This window comes from Brevibacterium sp. Mu109 (assembly GCF_900169375.1).
Taxonomy (GTDB): domain Bacteria; phylum Actinomycetota; class Actinomycetes; order Actinomycetales; family Brevibacteriaceae; genus Brevibacterium; species Brevibacterium yomogidense_A.
In genome coordinates this window covers 103,450-119,546 of record NZ_FXZF01000004.1, presented here as the reverse complement: position 1 = coordinate 119,546, position 16,097 = coordinate 103,450, and the positions used below count along the sequence as shown (strand labels likewise).

Sequence of the window (16,097 nt, the reverse complement as noted above, 5' to 3'; positions counted from 1 at the left end):
CCGTCTCGCTAGACTCGACCCACCATGCATCTGAAGACCCTCACCCTGCGCGGATTCAAATCGTTCGCGTCGGCGACGAAGCTTGAGCTCGAGCCCGGCATCACCTGTGTGGTGGGCCCGAACGGATCGGGCAAGTCGAACGTCGTCGATGCGCTCGCGTGGGTGATGGGCGAGCAGGGCGCGAAGAACCTGCGCGGCGGCAAGATGGAGGACGTCATCTTCGCCGGCACCGTGAAGAAGCAAGCGCTTGGACGCGCAGAGGTCGCACTGACGATCGACAACACCGACGGTGCGCTGCCGATCGACTACACGGAGGTCACGATCTCCCGGACCCTGTTCCGTTCCGGCGGCAGCGAGTACAGGGTGAACGGTGAGCCCGCGCGCCTGCTGGACATCCAGGAGCTGCTGAGCGATTCCGGTCTGGGCAAGGAGATGCACGTCATCGTCGGCCAGGGCCGCCTCGACGCGATCCTCCACGCGGATCCGTTCGAGCGCCGCGGCTTCATCGAAGAGGCGGCGGGCGTGCTCAAGCACCGCAAGCGGAAGGAGAAGGCGCTCCGGAAGCTCACGGGACTGCAGACGAACCTCGATCGGCTCTCCGACCTGCGCTCCGAGCTCGCGCGTCAGCTGGGCCCGCTGGGCAGGCAGGCGAAGGCCGCGCAGCGCGCCCAGATCGTGCAGGCCGTGCTGCGTGACGCGACCGCCCGACTGCTCGCGGATGACCTGGTCCAGACCCAGGCGCGGATCGCCGCGACGACGCCGGATCACGATCCCGCAGAGCGCAGGCGGGCCCAGGAGGAGCGCGTCCGACTGCTCGATGAGGAGATCGGGGAGGCCGAGGCGGCTCGTCGCTCCTTCGATGCCCAGACGGACGCGGTGCATGAGCGACGCACCACGATCGCGGCGCAGCACACCAGGGCAGGTGCACTCGCCCAGCGGGCGGGCGACCGCGTCAGCATGCTCCGGTCCGCGGCACAGCAGCAGCGGCCCGCCGGCGAATCCCCGGACGCCCTGCGCGGCCGGGCGGAGCGCTTCGAGGCGGAGCACGGCGAGGCGGAGTCCGACGCCGAGCAGCGCCGCACGACCCTCGCCGACCTCACCGCGGAGAAGGAGGACGTCGACGCGCGACTCGCCGCCGCAGAGCGCGAACTCGCCGCTGAGCGCGCCCGGATCGCCGCACGCATGAAGCACCGGGCGGAGCTGGCATCCGCCGTCGCCGTCGCCCAGCGCACGCTCGCCCACGCGGAGTCTGCGATCAGCTCACTCGAGGCGGAGTCGTCCGGGTCGGACGAGCAGATCGAGCGAGCCGAGGCCGCAGTCGCAGCCGCACGAGATCGGCTCACTGCGACGGAGGCGGGCGAATCCTCGCTGGACGAGGACCACACCGCCGCAGCGAAGGCGGTCGCCGGCCTCGAGGAGGAGCGCACGGCGCTCGTCGACGACCGGTCTGCCCGCCAGGCTGAGCTCGTCGGCCTGCGTGCGAAGGCCGAGGGACAGCGCGCCAGCAGTCGCCTCACCGCCGAACTGACCGATCTCGTCGATGCGGGACTGCCGGGTCTGCGCGGCGCCGTCGCGCAGCACCTGCGGATCGTCCCCGGCTGCGAGGTGGCGGTCACGGCGGCGATCGGCACGCTCTCCAGCGCCGTGCTCACGGAGGACCGCGCGTCCGCTCTGGCCCTGCTCGATCACGTGGGGGAGGAGGGCCTCGTCGATGTCCTCCATCCGCGAGCCGGCGCATCGCAGTCGACCGCAGCGTCCTCCCGCTCAGAAGCGGGGCAGCAGGCATCCGCTGGCTCCGCGGCCCCTGTGCCCACCGCAGAGGCGGCTCCCCAGCCGGATGCGACCCTCCCCGCAGCCTCGGCCGTCACCGCCTCCGCTCCTGACCTCGCAGAGGCCCTCGCCGGACTGCTGACCGACATCACGCTCGCCGGGTCCCGCGACGCGGCGCTCGCACGGCTCGATGAGCATCCGCAGGAGACCGTCATCGCACTCGACGGCACCGTGTACGCGGACGGCCGCGCAGCGCGTGCCGGGTCGCCGGAGGCCGGCCAGATCGCCGCCCGCGCCGCTCTCGACGAGACGCTCGCCGCGATGGATGAGGCTGAGACGCGCATCAGCGACCTGGACGAGCGGATCGCGGCGTTCGACGAACCGCTGGCCGCCGCGCGGGAACGGGAGAGGACCGCGATGGCGGCGCTCCACGAATCCGACGCCGCGATCATGGCCGCCGGCGAGGAGCTCGCCCGCGCGACCGGTGAGCTCGAACGGCTCGGAGCGCGGGCCTCGGCGACGGCGGACTCACTCACGCAGGCGGCGAAGCGCAGGGAGGCCGCGGTCGCGGAACTCGAGGGCGCCCGCAGGGCGGTCGCGGACGACGAGGCCGACGGCGACGATCAGGATGAGCCGGACACCGCCGTGCGCGACGAGCTGGCGGACGCGCGCGTCGCGATGGGCGAGCGGACCGTCGACGCACGGGTCGGACTGCGGAGCGCCGAGGACCGGGTGACCTTCCTGGCGGACCGCATCCGCTCGCTGCGCCGCCAGGCGGACCAGGAGGAGGCGGCCCGCGCACAGGCCGCGCGCACGGCGGAGGCGCGCAGGCGCCAGGCCGATGCGGCGGGGGAGATCGCGAGGATCGCAGCGGCCGTGGCCGAACGCGTGGGCGTGTGGCAGCAGGAGGCCGAGGCCGCTCTCGCGGAGCGCTCCGGCGAGCGCCGGCGCCTCGAGGAGGCCGTGGCAGGACTCCGCGCACGCCGAGCGGAGGCCGCGGACGACCTCGCGAAGGCGGCGGATGCGGAGCACGAGGCCCGGCTCGCCCGCGAGCGTCACCTTCTCCACCTCGAGGAGCTCGAGCGGCGTGCCGTCGACGACGTCGGCCTGTCCGCGGAGAACCTCATCGAGCAGTTCGGCCCGCATCTCCCGGTGCCGGTCCTCGACCCACGGCCCGGAGACGGCGGCGCGGCTGCGGGCCAGTCAGCCGCTGCAGCCCAGTCAGACGAGGCAGACGAAGTGGGCGAGGCCGACGAGGTCCCCTCCCAGCCGTACGTGCGCGCGGACGTGGAGAGGACCCTGGCGAAGGCGAAGAAGGAGCGCTCCTCGATCGGACAGGTCAACCCGCTGGCGCTCGAGGAGTTCGCGGCGCTGCAGGAGAGGCACGACTACCTCGAGAAGCAGATCACGGACGTGGAGCGGACCCGCGAGGAGCTGATGGGGCTCGTCGAGGACGTCGACCGCCACGTGCAGGAGGTCTTCGAATCCGCCTTCTACGACACCCAGCGAGAGTTCGCGGACATCTTCTCCCGCGTCTTCCCCGGTGGCGAGGGCTCTCTCGACCTCACGGATCCGGATGACATGCTCACGACCGGCGTCGAGGTGAGCGCTCGGCCCGCGGGCAAGCGGGTCAAGCGGCTGTCCCTGCTGTCCGGCGGCGAGCGGTCGCTCGTCGCAGTGGCGATGCTCGTGGCCATCTTCAAGGCGAGGCCCAGTCCGTTCTACGTCATGGACGAGGTCGAGGCGGCGCTGGACGACGTCAACCTGTCCCGCCTGCTGACGATCTTCCGCGAGCTGCAGGAGACCAGCCAGCTCATCGTCATCACCCACCAGAAGCGCACGATGGAGATCGCCGACGCGCTCTACGGCGTGACGATGCACGGCGACGGCATCTCCCGTGTGATCTCCCAGCGCCTGGAGGCGCGTGCCGGTGAGGCGGACACTCCCGGCGATGCGGAGACCGCAGAGTCCGCGGCGCGTCCCGCGGCAGTCGACGCATGAGCGATCCGCACCGCGGGAGCACTTCCTCTGAGGAGACTGAGATCTGCACGACAACGTCGTGTGGTCGACCGGTCGCGCGGACGGCGCGTATAGACTGTCGCACGATGATCGGCCGGAACCGCTGCGCTGCGGAGCCCGGGTCGAACGACCGTGATGACCGCGAGGAGATCTTCCCCATGCCCGCACTCATGATGAAGGGAGCCGCCTGATGGCCTCTGGCGGCTTCCTCGTCGTGATCATCGGGCTCGCCGTCACCTTCGTGATCGGCCTCGTGATCGTCATGCTCGTCGCACTGCCCGGCCTGCGCCGCGACGGTCGGTTCGGCTCCCACGAGAACGACCGCTTCCGCCTGCCGCAGGCCTGGACCGGCTACGAATCAGAGGTCCACGGCTACTTCGGCGATGACGAGACGGCCTCTCTCGCCACACGCGAACAGGCCGCCGTCACCGCGATGCGCGAGCACTCCTACGCACTGCGTCCGCAGCCCGCACGCCACGCCGCGCCGCCGTGGAGCTCCCTGCGTCCGCGGACGCGCCACTGGAGGGAGCCGGAGTCCGGCACCGGACTCCGCACCTCGATGGGCCTGCTGTTCGGTCGGGGAGCGGGCTGAGCCGGCGTGCTTCCCGCGCCACCACTTCGTCTTCCGGGAGTTGAGTCATGGAATCCCTGATCTATGCGGGCATCGGCCTGCTCGTTCTGCTCGTCGTCATCGGCGGGGTGTTCCTGCTGGCGCCCTCGCGACGCCGTCGCAGGGACCAGTCGGCACCCGTCACCACGCCCGGGGCACCGGGCACGGGCGTCGGCACCGGCCCGGGGGAGACGGCTCCGGGCGAGGGGGAGGAGGAGCCGGCCGGGGCCTCGGCGCCGGTCCTCGAGACCCCCACGGAACCCACATCGCGCCTGGCGCGGCTGCGGGACCGCCTGGCCAAGTCGAACACGACGCTGGGCCGCGGACTCCTGACCCTCCTGTCGCGCGAGACGCTGGACGAGCAGACGTGGGAAGAGGTCGAGGACCTCCTCATCATGGCGGACATCGGCGTCGACCCGACGACGGAGATCGTCGACTCGCTGCGCGAGAGGGTGCGGGTACTCGGCACGCGCGATCCGCAGGCGCTCACGGAGCTGCTCCGTGAGGAGCTCGTGCGCGCGGTCGACCCGACGATGGAGAGGGCGCTTGCGGTCGAACCGATCGACGGCTCGCCTCGCGTCGTGCTCGTCGTCGGCGTCAACGGTGCGGGCAAGACGACCACCGTCGGGAAGATCGCGCGCGTCCTCGTCGCACAGGACCGGTCGGTGCTCCTGGGTGCGGCGGACACCTTCCGCGCGGCCGCCGCAGAGCAGCTGAGCACCTGGGGATCCCGCGTGGGCGTGGAGACCGTCCGCAAGGAGGAGGGCGCGGACCCGGCCTCCGTCGCGTACACCGCTGTGGAGCGGGGGATCGACGAGGGCGTCGACGTCGTCATGATCGACACCGCGGGCCGGCTGCAGAACAAGAAGGGGCTCATGGACGAGCTCGGCAAGGTCAAGCGCGTCGCCGCCCGACCGCTGGGCGACGAGCGTGAGATCGACGAGGTCCTGCTGGTCCTCGACGCCACGACCGGGCAGAACGGGCTGCAGCAGGCGAAGGTGTTCTCTGAAGCGGTGAACATCACCGGGATCGTCCTCACGAAGCTCGACGGCACCGCGAAGGGCGGTATCGTCGTCGCTGTCCAGCGGACGCTGGGCGTGCCCGTGAAGCTCATCGGTCTGGGCGAGGGCGCGGACGACCTGGCGCCCTTCGACGCACACGAGTTCGTGGACGCGATCGTCGACGGGTGACGTGACGGCGTCCCCATGGACGCTTGGTACGCTGGACTGCTGACCCTGCGGGGGAGCTCATGACCGATTCCTGCGAGGAGTGCTGTGTTCAACTCACTGTCCGACAGGCTGACAACGACCTTCAAGAACCTGCGCGGCAAGGGCCGCCTGTCTGAGGCCGATGTCGACCAGACCATCCGCGAGATCCGCCGTGCCCTGCTGGACGCGGACGTCGCGCTGCCTGTCGTGCGCGCCTTCACCGGCAGCGTGCGGGAACGCGCGCTGTCCGAAGAGGTGTCGCAGGCGCTCAACCCCGGCCAGCAGATCGTCAAGATCGTCAACGCGGAGCTCGTGGGCATCCTCGGTGGACAGACCCGCCGCATCGCCTTCGCGAAGCGTCCGCCCACCGTCATCATGCTCGCGGGCCTGCAGGGTGCGGGCAAGACGACGCTCGCCGGCAAGCTCTCGCACTGGCTCAAGCAGGAGGGGCACCGCCCCATGCTCGTCGCGGCGGACCTCCAGCGCCCGAACGCGGTGAATCAGCTCCAGATCGTCGGTGAGCGCGCAGGCGCCTACGTGTACGCGCCGGAACCGGGCAACGGCGTGGGCGATCCCGTCCAGGTGGCGACCGACGCGATGGACGTCGCCAAGTCCAAGCTGCACGACGTCGTCATCGTCGACACCGCGGGTCGCCTCGGCATCGACGAGGAGCTCATGCAGCAGGCGCGGGACATCCGCGACGCAGTCCAGCCGGACGAGATCCTCTTCGTCATCGACGCGATGATCGGTCAGGACGCGGTCGCAACGGCCAACGCCTTCAACGAGGGCGTCGACTTCTCCGGCGTCGTGCTCTCCAAGCTCGACGGCGATTCGCGCGGCGGCGCGGCGCTCTCCGTCGCCCAGGTGACGGGCAAGCCGATCATGTTCGCCTCGACCGGCGAGTCGATGACGGACTTCGAGCTCTTCCACCCCGACCGCATGGCGGACCGGATCCTCGACATGGGCGACATCCTCACGCTCATCGAGCAGGCGGAGCGGACCTTCGATGAGAAGGAGACCGAACGGCTCGCGAAGAAGGTCGAGTCCGGCGAGGACTTCGACCTCAACGACTTCCTCACGCAGATGGCGTCGCTGAAGAAGATGGGCTCGCTCAAGAAGATGCTCGGCATGATGCCGGGGATGAGCGAGCACAAGGAGCAGCTCGAGTCATTCGACGAGCGCGAGGTCGACCGCATCGAGGCGATCGTGCGGTCGATGACCCCGCAGGAGCGTGCGAACCCCAAGCTGCTGAACGGATCCCGCCGACAGCGCATCGCGCGCGGTGCCGGCACGACCGTCACCCAGGTGAACCAGCTCATGGAGCGGTTCGGGCAGGCGCAGAAGATGATGCGGCAGATGCGCAACGGCGGCGGCATGCCGGGGATGGGCGGCGGCCGCTCCCGAGGCCCCCAGGCCGCACCGGGCATGCCCGCGATGCCGGGGATGGGCGGTCACGGCGGCGGTGGAGCATCGTCGAAGCGGAAGAAGGGCAAGAAGAAGCCCGCCGGCAAGTCCGGCAATCCCGCGAAGCGGGCGCAGGAGGCCCAGGCGGCCGAACTGCGGCGCCAGGGCAAGGCTCCCGAGCAGAAGGGCGCAGCGTTCGGCGGGATCGACATGGGCGATGACGACTTCGACCTCTCGAAGCTGCCGAAGGGCTTCGGCGGCTTCTGACGCCCCGGTTTCCGATCCTCGCGCTTTCTCTGGCATAATCAGTCGCTGTACCCGGGCGTGCGCGGACCCTCTCAACCGCGGACGCTCGACTACATGCAGTGTCCGCACACCGTCTGTCCCCACGGACGGGCCCGGACCCTCACACCTCATCAGAAGGAGACACCACTCTCGTGGCAGTCAAGATCCGTCTCACCCGCCTGGGCAAGGTCCATGCACCGTCCTACCGTGTCGTCGTCGCCGATTCCCGCACCCGCCGGGACGGCCCTGCGATCGAGCAGATCGGTCTGTACCACCCCCTCGAGGAGCCCTCGTTCGTCGAGATCAACTCGGAGCGCGCTCAGTACTGGCTCTCCGTGGGCGCACAGCCCACGGATCAGGTGAAGGCCCTCCTCAAGCTCACCGGCGACTGGCAGAAGTTCACCGGTGAGGGCGAAGCCGTCAACACCGTGCGCGGCCGCGCTGCGAAGGAATCCTTCGAAGCGCCCGCAGCGAAGTCGGTCATCGTCGAGAAGCCCGCAGAGGCTGAGAAGCCCGCTGAGGCTGAGGCAGACGCTCCGGCAGAGACCCCGGCTGAGGACACCGACCAGGCCGAGGCCTGATCATGCTCTCTGACGCACTCGACCACCTGGTCCGCGGAATCGTGGACCATCCCGACGACGTGTCCGTGCGTACGCGCGGAGGCGGGCGCGGGACGACGCTCGAGGTCAGGGTCCACCCCGACGACCTCGGTCGTGTGATCGGGCGTGCCGGTCGCACCGCGAAGGCCCTGCGGACCGTCATCGGTGCGCTGGCCGGACGCGAACGCGTGCGCGTCGACCTCGTCGACGACTGAGCACACCGGCAGCTGAGCATCCGTGCTCGCCGGAGGACGCCTCCGGACGAGCACGGCGCAGGTGAAGGGCGGGCACGGGATCACCCCGTGCCCGCCCTTCCTCCTGTCTGCGGTGCCAGGGGGTGCAAGGAGGCTCTCGTCGGGAGGGAGACCCCGGGCGCTCCTGTGGCACCATGAGGACGACGCGCGGCAGTCACCACGCCGCACACGCACATGCACGCGCACGCGCACGTGCACGTGCACGAAACCAGGAGGAGCATGAGCCAGGTCGTCGCCCGTCTGGGCAAGCCGCACGGCATCCGCGGAGAGGTCACCGTCCAGGTCCGCACCGACGATCCGGAGTCGCGGTTCGTGCCGGGGGCCGTCTTCACGACGGAGCCGGACATCGGCGCGCTCACGCTCGAGCGCGCCCGCTGGCACCGTGATCGCCTCCTGCTCACATTCGAGGAGGTCGGGGACCGGTCCCGTGCAGAGGAGGTCCGCAACACGGAGATCCTGATCGACGGCGCCGACGACGAGGTCGAGGACGACGCATGGAGGGTCGAAGAGCTCGTGGACCTCGCAGTGCACCTGGAGGACGGCACGCGTGTCGGAACGGTCACCGACCTCACCGTCGGTGCGATGCAGGACCTCCTCCACGTCCGGACGCTCGCCGGTGAGGACGTGCTCGTCCCCTTCGTCGAGGAGATCGTGCCGGAGGTCGACCTCGACGACCGCCGCGTCCTGCTGACCCCGCCGCTCGGGCTGATCGAAGCAGTGGACGATGAGGACGACGAGACTGCGGACAGTGACGAGACTGCCGAGTCCGCGGAGGGCACGGCGCCGTGATGCGGCTCGACGTCCTGAGCATCTTCCCGGAGTACCTCGCGCCGCTGGAGCTCAGCCTGATCGGCCGGGCACGGGAGAAGGGCCTGCTGGAGCTGACGGTCCACGACCTGCGCGACTGGACCCATGACCGCCACCGGACAGTCGACGACACTCCCTACGGCGGCGGCGCCGGGATGGTCATGAAGCCCGAACCGTGGGGCGAGGCCCTCGACGCGGTGCTCGGAGCCTCCGGGGCGCTGGCCGACGCGGCCGACGCCGCCGACCACCCGGCCGCTGATGCCGCAGGGAGGCCGGTCCTCATCGTGCCGAGCCCTGCCGGTGAGGTCTTCACACAGCAGACCGCGCGGGAGCTGGCGGGCCGCGAGCACCTGGTGTTCGCGTGCGGACGCTACGAGGGCATCGACCAGCGGGTCGTCGACTGGGCGTCGGAGCGGATGGACGTCCGCCCGATGAGCATCGGCGACTATGTCCTCAACGGGGGAGAGGTGGCGGTGCTCGCCATGGTCGAGGCGATCGCACGCCTGCTCCCCGGCGTCATCGGCAATCCGGAGTCGCTCGACGAGGAGAGCCACGAGGACGGGCTCCTCGAATACCCCGTCTTCACGAAGCCCTCCGTCTGGCGGGGGCACGAGGTGCCGGCCGTCCTGCTCTCGGGCGACCACGGGAAGGTCGCTCGCTGGCGGCGCGACCAGCGACTGCGTCGCACCGCGGAGACCCGACCCGACCTGCTCGCCGCGCTGCCGCCGGAATCGCTGGACGACAGGGACCGCGCCGTCCTGGATGGGGCCCGTGTTGAACGTGACGGGCCGGATCTGGCACAATAGGCGATTGCGTTCGCTGCAGTCGCTCTGCCTCGGGGGAGACGACGCACGCGGTGCACGGGTCACCCCTCGCGGGGCCCGCACCGGGCGGACGAATCCACCGCTCCCACGGCACGGCCGCGGGCAGAACCACGATCCCACGACCCGAGGCGCGCGATCAGGAGAGACATCATGCAGAAGCTTGATTTCGTCGACCAGAAGTCGATCAAGACCGACGTCCCGGAGTTCCGCGCCGGCGACACCGTCTCCGTTGACGTCCGCGTCATCGAGGGCAGCCGCTCGCGTATCCAGGTCTTCAAGGGCGTCGTCATCCGTCGTCAGGGACACGGCGTCGGCGAGACCTTCACCGTTCGCAAGATCAGCTTCGGTGTGGGCGTCGAGCGCACCTTCCCGCTGCACGCGCCCAGCATCGAGACGATCGAGGTCAACATCCGCGGTGACGTCCGCCGCGCGAAGCTGTACTACCTGCGCAACCTCCGCGGCAAGGCCGCACGCATCCGCGAGAAGCGCTGACCCGGCGGACTCCGCCGCAGTGCACCACTCGCACGCTGCTCACGAGGGCGCGAACCGGTCGACCGGTTCGCGCCCTCGTGCGTCGTCCGGCGGGTGGCGCCGCTGGCTGAGGGTGGGCGGGATCGTCGTCCTGATCGCAGTCGTGGCCGCAGGCCTCATCCGAGGAGTGGGCGTCCAGAGCTTCACCGTCCCCAGCGCGTCGATGTCACCTGCGCTGGAGCCCGGTGACCGGATCGTCGCGCTGCGGGCGCCGGCGCTGTTCGATACCGTCGGGCGCGGCGACGTCATCGTCTTCGACGGTCGGGGCTCCTTCGTCGGCAGCCTTCCGCCGGACACGTTCGCCCAGATGGGAGCCTGGTTCGGGATCGGCCCACGCGACGTCTACTACGTGAAGAGGGTCATCGGGGTCGGCGGCGACACGGTGCAGTGCTGCGACGACGACGGCCGACTGCTGGTCAATGACCGGCCCCTCGACGAGCCCTATCTCAAGGAGCGGTCCCGGGCGGCCTCGGGCGTGGAGTTCGCCGTCGAAGTCCCCGCCGACAGGTTCTGGGTCCTGGGCGACAACCGCTACGACTCGACCGATTCGCGCGCGCTGCTGGGTCGACCGGGCGGCGGCATGATCCGCGACGACCGGGTCATCGGGACCGTCACCAGCGTCGGATGACGGCCCGGAGGCTGCGCGCGGCTAGACTTGGCGATCGTGAGTGGAAGAGACGGCGAGCCCGGTGACAGGAAGTCCCTGTGGGGCACCCTCCGCGAATTCGCGATCATCATCGTCATCGCCCTCATCGTGTCCTGGGCACTGAAGACCTTCGTCGTGCGCAGCTTCCACATCCCGTCCGCGTCGATGGAGCAGACGCTCCAGGTCGGTGACCGCGTGATGGTCAATCAGCTCTTCTTCAACGACGTCGAGCGCGGCGATGTCGTGGTCTTCGACGATCCGGGCGGATGGCTGGAGCCGGGAGTCGCCGCGCAGTACGAGCCGAATCCGGTGCTCGTGTTCGTGGGACTCCAGCCCGCAGATGCGGGGACTCAGCTCATCAAGCGCGTGATCGGGGTCGGGGGCGACACCATCGAATGCTGTGACGATGCCGGCACGCTGATGGTCAACGGCGAGCCGATCGACGAATCCGCGTACCTGCAGCCGGGGGTCACTCCGTCCGACGTGCCGTTCTCCGTCGAAGTCCCCGAGGACCACTACTGGGTGATGGGCGACAACCGCAGCAATTCGCTGGACTCCCGCTACAACACGGATGCGGAGGGGGGCCCCTTCGTCTCCGACGACAACGTGGTGGGCGAGGTGTTCGTCATCAACTGGCCGATGGACCGCCTGCGGTGGATGGGCGGCGACGAGCCCGCGTTCGACGGTGTTCCCGACGCGGGGGAGGGCTGAGTGCCCGTCCCGGCGATCACCGAGCACACGGTGGAGATCGCATGTCACCGTGAGGGTGCACGGTTCGTCATCGGCATGGACGAAGTGGGCCGCGGCGCGCTCGCGGGCCCCGTCGGAGTCGGCGCCGTCCGCGTGGACGTGGAAGCGCTGGCTGCGGGCGTCGACGACGATGTGTGCCGGACCCCGGAGGGGCTGCGGGATTCGAAGCAGGTTCCCGTCTCCCGTCGCACCGCTCTCGCAGAGGCCGTCGGAGCATGGCGGCCCGAGCACGCGGTCGCGTACGCGAGCGCGGAGGAGATCGACGCGGTGGGGATCACTCTGGCGCTGTGCCTGGCAGGTCGCCGGGCTCTGGCTGCGCTCACGCCGTTCGGCCCTGCAGATCTCGTCCTGCTGGACGGCAGCCACGACTGGCTGTCCACACCCCTGACCCTCGATGCGGCGCTCGTCTTCGGAGATGCAGTCGATGTCGAGGTGCCGCGCGTGCGCACGATCGTGAAGGGCGACGGGTCCGTGGCGACGATCGCGGCTGCGAGCGTGCTCGCGAAGGTCGATCGCGACGCGAGGATGCGGAGCCTCCACCGTGAGGTGCCGTCCTACGGCTGGGAGTCGAACATGGGGTACGGCTCGGCCGCTCATCGCGAGGCGATCGCCTCGCTGGGCGTCACACACCATCACCGGAGGTCCTGGGCCCTATGAGCGCTGCATGGCTAGGATGGCCCCTATGAGCGCCGAGGATCTTGAGGACTACGAAGCGGACCAGGAGCTCCAGCTCTACCGGGAGTACCGGGACGTGGTCGGACTCTTCTCCTATGTGGTGGAAACCGATCGACGCTTCTATCTGGCCAATTCGGTGGATCTGAAGGCCCACGAGGCGGGCACGGACGTCTACTTCGAGCTCACCCTCAAGGACGCGTGGGTGTGGGACACGTTCCGCTCCGCACGCTTCGTCAAGAACGTCCACGTGCTGACCTTCAAGGACGTGAACATCGAGGAGCTCGCGAAATCCGATCTGGAGCCGCCCTCGTCGCTGCGACGGTGATGTCGCTCCGGTGGTGATGTCGCTGCGACGGTGATCCGCGCGAGCATGTCACTCGCGGTCACAGGCTCGCGCGCTGCGATGCCACGGCGCGCACAGCGGACTGTGGGCAGCCGCTCGTCCGTCCACAGGTGCCGGCGGGCCTTCCATCCGCAGCCTCGTGAGCGTGCCATGGGGGCATGTCCAGACAGACTTTGGGAAGACGAGGCGAGGACTTCGCGGTCCAGCACCTCGAAGCGCGCGGATGGACCATCCACCAGCGGAACTGGCGCTGTCGCCACGGCGAGATCGACATCATCGCGATCACACCGGACGGGACGACAGTCGTCTTCGTCGAGGTGCGGACACGCTCATCGGTGAACGCAGGACATCCCCTGGAGACGATCGGAGTGCGCAAGGCCGCGAGGATGCGCCGCACCGCGGGAGCGTGGCTGTCCGCGCAGGATGAGTTCGTCCCGCGGTTCCGGATCGACGTGATCGGACTCATCTGGGCCGGAACGCAGCCGGAGCTCACGCACCTCGAGGGGCTGGAATGAGCCGCACCGGGGCGGAGCGACCGCCCACCGCGCCACCGCCGGTGACCCTGGGTCAGACCGATGCGATCGCACTCTCCGGGCTGGACGGCACGCCCGTCGTGGTCGAGGCGAGTGTGAACCCCGGGATCCCCGGCATCGACGTCGTGGGCCTGCCGGACGCCTCCGTGAGCGAATCCCGCAAGCGGATCCGCGCAGCACTCAGCAATCTGGGGGTGCGGCTCAAGGCGATGCGGTACACGGTCTCCCTGTCTCCCGGCAGCGTCCGGAAGATCGGAAGCGGATTCGACCTCGCGATCGCGACCGCCGTCCTCGGAGCCGAACAGGTGGTGGATCCGGACCGGACGCGCGGAGTCGTGTTCTGCGGCGAGCTGGGACTGGACGGGAGGATCCTGCCCGTGCCGGGAGTGCTGCCGACCATCGTGTCTGGCCTGCGGTCCGGCTTCACGCACTTCGTCGTCCCCGCGGGCTGCGCGGAGGAGGCCCACGTGGTCCCCGGTGCGCAGATCATCCCGGTCGCGAGCCTGGCCGAATGCGCCGCATGGTTCGGTGCGGACATGGTCCCGCACCCGGTCGAGATCGCTCGTGACCGCAGCACGGCCCACGCACAGCGGCCGGAGGTCCATGACCTGGCTCAGGTGCAGGGCCAGGACGACGCCCGCCAGGCGCTGGAGATCGCAGCGGCGGGGCGGCATCATCTGCTGATGACCGGTGCACCCGGCGCGGGGAAGACGCTCCTGGCCGGGTGCCTGCCGGGGATCCTGCCGTCCCTGGACGAGGACGCCGCTGTCGAGGTGCTCGCCCTGGCCTCGCTGGCGGGGACCCTCTCCACCCGGGACGTGCCGCCCCTGCCGCCGTTCGAGACGCCGCACCATCGCACGACGACGGCCGCGATGCTCGGCAGCTCACGGCCGAACAGCGTCGGGGTCTTCTCGCGTGCGCATCACGGAGTCCTGTTCATGGACGAGGCTCCAGAATTCTCACGCGACGTGCTCGAAGCACTGCGCGAACCGCTGGAGTCGGGATGGTGCCGCGTGTCCCGCAGCTGGGGGTCTGTCGACCTGCCCAGTCGATTCCAACTCGTGATGGCGGCGAATCCCTGTCCGTGCGGGATGGGCGCGACCGGATCCGCAGGGTGTCGCTGCACGCCGCGTGACCGGCTGCGCTACCGGGGGCGACTGTCGGGTCCGCTGCTGGACCGCATCGACATGCGACTCGAGATGCTCCCGGTCACAGCAGTCGACGTGCACGCGGCTGAACCGCGTGAGTCGTCTGCGGAGGTCCGGCGTCGTGTGATCGCCGCACGCACCGTGCAGGCGGATCGCTATGCGGGGATGGGATGGTCCACCAACGGCCAGGCCCCCGGCGGCTGGCTGCGCGGGGAGTTCCGGTTCGCCGCACGCGAGACCCGTGTGCTCGACCGTGCGCTGGAGACCGGAGTCCTCACGATGCGCGGCTATGACCGGGTGCTGCGCGTCGCGACGACCATCGCAGATCTTGCCGGCCGGGAACGTCCCGGCGCCGACGAACTGGGCACGGCCCTGCTCATGCGCACACAGGAGGCCTGAGACGTGGACGCACACATGGATGATGCGGATCAGACGGGGATGGACGCCCAGGAACCGCCGGACGCCCAGGAACTGCAGAGCGACCGGGGAACACAGCGCGAGCGCGCGGCGGCGGCAGACCTCGTGCGGATGGCGGAGCCCGGCGATGTGCTGCTGGCCGCACTCGTCCGTGCCGTCGGCTTCGTCGACGCACGCGGTCTGGCAGTCAGCGGCGCCGGCGGGGATCGACGACGCGCAGTGGAGGCGGTGGTCGAGGAGCTGGGCGGACGCGGCGGAGGAGCGGATGCCGCCGGCCTCGGAACGCGGATGGAGGAGGCGTTCGCACGGTGGGCCGTACGCGTCGACGAGCTGGACGGCGCCCGCGATCTGCGGATCATGGCACGGCTCGACGGACGCCTGGTGATCCCCACCGATGACGAATGGCCGATCGGCCTCGACGATCTGGGGACCCACGCTCCGATCGCGCTGTGGGTGCGCGGACCGGCACGGCTGAGAACCGTGCTCCAGCGATCGGTGGCGATCGTGGGCGCACGTGCCGCGGACTCGTACGGGCTGACGGTCACGAAGATGCTCGCGTGGGACCTCGCGGGTGACGGATGGACGATCGTCTCCGGCGGCGCCTACGGGGTCGATGCCGCCGCCCACCGCACGGCGCTCGCCGCGGATGCGTCGACCGTGGCATTCATGGCCGGCGGTGCCGACGCGCTCTACCCCCGCGGCAACGACCAGCTGCTCACCGATGTCCTCAGGTCAGGCGCGATCGTCTCCGAGGCCGCACCCGGTCAGACGGCGATGCGACACCGCTTCCTGCTGAGGAACCGGCTCATCGCGGCCGCATCGCGCACGACCGTCGTGACGGCTGCGGGTCACCGGTCCGGGGCGTTGAACACCGCGAACCGAGCAGCGGAACTCCTCCGTCCCGTGGGCGCCGTTCCCGGATCGGTCATGAGCGACCAGTCCGCCGGCTGCCACCGGCTCATCCGAGAGGGCTCCGCGGTGCTCGTGACGGATGCGCAGGACGTGATCGAGCTCGCCGCGCCGCTCACGGAGACGGTGGACGAGGGAGGCGACGTGCAGACCGCCCTGCGGATCACCGATGCGATGCAGCCTCACGAGCTGCAGCTGTATTCGGCGCTGCCTGTCCGCAGGGGCGTGGATGTGCCGACGCTGGCCGCTCGTGCGGGGCTCGGCGTCGGGGCGGCCATGGCGGCCCTGGGGATGCTGGAGCTCGCCGGCCATGCGCGGCGGACGGATCACGGCTGGGTGAAGTGCCCCGGGTGACGGGGCTACCC

16 protein-coding genes are annotated in these 16,097 nt (G+C 70.1%); all 16 read left to right on the top strand.

The annotated features are described in order from the left end of the window. Positions 1-24 precede the first annotated feature (24 nt). The gene (gene smc, locus BSP109_RS03825; RefSeq protein WP_101599419.1) at positions 25-3,771 is read left to right on the top strand and encodes a chromosome segregation protein SMC; all 3,747 of its coding nucleotides are present in this window, start codon (positions 25-27) and stop codon (positions 3,769-3,771) included. 208 nt (positions 3,772-3,979) lie between these two features. Then, complete coding sequence (locus BSP109_RS03820) at positions 3,980-4,381, top strand: hypothetical protein (protein WP_101599418.1); 402 nt, start codon at positions 3,980-3,982, stop codon at positions 4,379-4,381. 47 nt (positions 4,382-4,428) lie between these two features. Further along, positions 4,429-5,589, top strand: coding sequence for a signal recognition particle-docking protein FtsY (gene ftsY / locus BSP109_RS03815; RefSeq protein ID WP_087008168.1), 1,161 nt, complete (start codon positions 4,429-4,431; stop codon positions 5,587-5,589). 84 nt (positions 5,590-5,673) lie between these two features. After that, a complete protein-coding gene (gene ffh, locus BSP109_RS03810; RefSeq protein ID WP_087008170.1) occupies positions 5,674-7,278 on the top strand; it encodes a signal recognition particle protein in 1,605 nt (534 codons plus the stop codon). Between the two features lie 170 nt (positions 7,279-7,448). Continuing rightward, positions 7,449-7,877 (top strand): 30S ribosomal protein S16, encoded by a 429-nt coding sequence (rpsP, locus tag BSP109_RS03805; RefSeq protein ID WP_087008172.1) that lies wholly within the window; start codon positions 7,449-7,451, stop codon positions 7,875-7,877. A 2-nt stretch (positions 7,878-7,879) separates the two neighbouring features. After that, on the top strand, positions 7,880-8,110 hold the full coding sequence (locus BSP109_RS03800; protein WP_087008174.1) for an RNA-binding protein: 231 nt from the start codon (positions 7,880-7,882) through the stop codon (positions 8,108-8,110). A 258-nt stretch (positions 8,111-8,368) separates the two neighbouring features. Beyond that, complete coding sequence (gene rimM, locus BSP109_RS03795) at positions 8,369-8,938, top strand: ribosome maturation factor RimM (RefSeq protein WP_101599417.1); 570 nt, start codon at positions 8,369-8,371, stop codon at positions 8,936-8,938. Next, on the top strand, positions 8,938-9,762 hold the full coding sequence (trmD, locus tag BSP109_RS03790) for a tRNA (guanosine(37)-N1)-methyltransferase TrmD (RefSeq protein ID WP_101599416.1): 825 nt from the start codon (positions 8,938-8,940) through the stop codon (positions 9,760-9,762). Before rimM ends, trmD begins: the two co-directional genes overlap by 1 nt. Before the next feature lie 168 nt (positions 9,763-9,930). Next, complete coding sequence (gene rplS, locus BSP109_RS03785) at positions 9,931-10,272, top strand: 50S ribosomal protein L19 (protein WP_087008179.1); 342 nt, start codon at positions 9,931-9,933, stop codon at positions 10,270-10,272. Between the two features lie 19 nt (positions 10,273-10,291). After that, the gene (lepB, locus tag BSP109_RS03780; protein WP_101599415.1) at positions 10,292-10,939 is read left to right on the top strand and encodes a signal peptidase I; all 648 of its coding nucleotides are present in this window, start codon (positions 10,292-10,294) and stop codon (positions 10,937-10,939) included. 36 nt (positions 10,940-10,975) lie between these two features. Continuing rightward, positions 10,976-11,668: a signal peptidase I gene (lepB, locus tag BSP109_RS03775; protein WP_257944539.1), complete on the top strand. Its 693-nt coding sequence runs from the start codon at positions 10,976-10,978 to the stop codon at positions 11,666-11,668. Then, positions 11,669-12,364, top strand: coding sequence for a ribonuclease HII (locus BSP109_RS03770; protein WP_257944538.1), 696 nt, complete (start codon positions 11,669-11,671; stop codon positions 12,362-12,364). It begins immediately after the preceding gene. Positions 12,365-12,389: 25 nt separating this feature from the next. Further along, positions 12,390-12,707 carry a DUF2469 domain-containing protein gene (locus tag BSP109_RS03765; protein WP_101599414.1) on the top strand — a complete coding sequence of 106 codons (318 nt, stop codon included), beginning with the start codon at positions 12,390-12,392 and terminating at the stop codon, positions 12,705-12,707. A gap of 176 nt (positions 12,708-12,883) precedes the next feature. Next, positions 12,884-13,240, top strand: a complete 357-nt coding sequence (locus tag BSP109_RS03760; RefSeq protein WP_101599413.1) for a YraN family protein — start codon at positions 12,884-12,886, stop codon at positions 13,238-13,240. Continuing rightward, complete coding sequence (locus BSP109_RS03755) at positions 13,237-14,805, top strand: YifB family Mg chelatase-like AAA ATPase (protein WP_101599412.1); 1,569 nt, start codon at positions 13,237-13,239, stop codon at positions 14,803-14,805. Before BSP109_RS03760 ends, BSP109_RS03755 begins: the two co-directional genes overlap by 4 nt. A gap of 3 nt (positions 14,806-14,808) precedes the next feature. Continuing rightward, positions 14,809-16,086, top strand: a complete 1,278-nt coding sequence (gene dprA / locus BSP109_RS03750) for a DNA-processing protein DprA (RefSeq protein WP_257944537.1) — start codon at positions 14,809-14,811, stop codon at positions 16,084-16,086. Positions 16,087-16,097 lie beyond the last annotated feature (11 nt).

What these genes read in the sequence shown, in the direction of transcription:
- BSP109_RS03755 (WP_101599412.1), top strand. Translation starts at nt 13,237, where the DNA reads ATGAGCCGCACCGGGGCGGAGCGACCGCCCACCGCGCCACCGCCGGTG.
- BSP109_RS03765 (WP_101599414.1), top strand. Translation starts at nt 12,390, where the DNA reads ATGAGCGCCGAGGATCTTGAGGACTACGAAGCGGACCAGGAGCTCCAG.
- BSP109_RS03760 (WP_101599413.1), top strand. Translation starts at nt 12,884, where the DNA reads ATGTCCAGACAGACTTTGGGAAGACGAGGCGAGGACTTCGCGGTCCAG.
- BSP109_RS03800 (WP_087008174.1), top strand. Translation starts at nt 7,880, where the DNA reads ATGCTCTCTGACGCACTCGACCACCTGGTCCGCGGAATCGTGGACCAT.
- rimM (WP_101599417.1), top strand. Translation starts at nt 8,369, where the DNA reads ATGAGCCAGGTCGTCGCCCGTCTGGGCAAGCCGCACGGCATCCGCGGA.
- trmD (WP_101599416.1), top strand. Translation starts at nt 8,938, where the DNA reads ATGCGGCTCGACGTCCTGAGCATCTTCCCGGAGTACCTCGCGCCGCTG.
- ftsY (WP_087008168.1), top strand. Translation starts at nt 4,429, where the DNA reads ATGGAATCCCTGATCTATGCGGGCATCGGCCTGCTCGTTCTGCTCGTC.
- rplS (WP_087008179.1), top strand. Translation starts at nt 9,931, where the DNA reads ATGCAGAAGCTTGATTTCGTCGACCAGAAGTCGATCAAGACCGACGTC.
- smc (WP_101599419.1), top strand. Translation starts at nt 25, where the DNA reads ATGCATCTGAAGACCCTCACCCTGCGCGGATTCAAATCGTTCGCGTCG.
- BSP109_RS03820 (WP_101599418.1), top strand. Translation starts at nt 3,980, where the DNA reads ATGGCCTCTGGCGGCTTCCTCGTCGTGATCATCGGGCTCGCCGTCACC.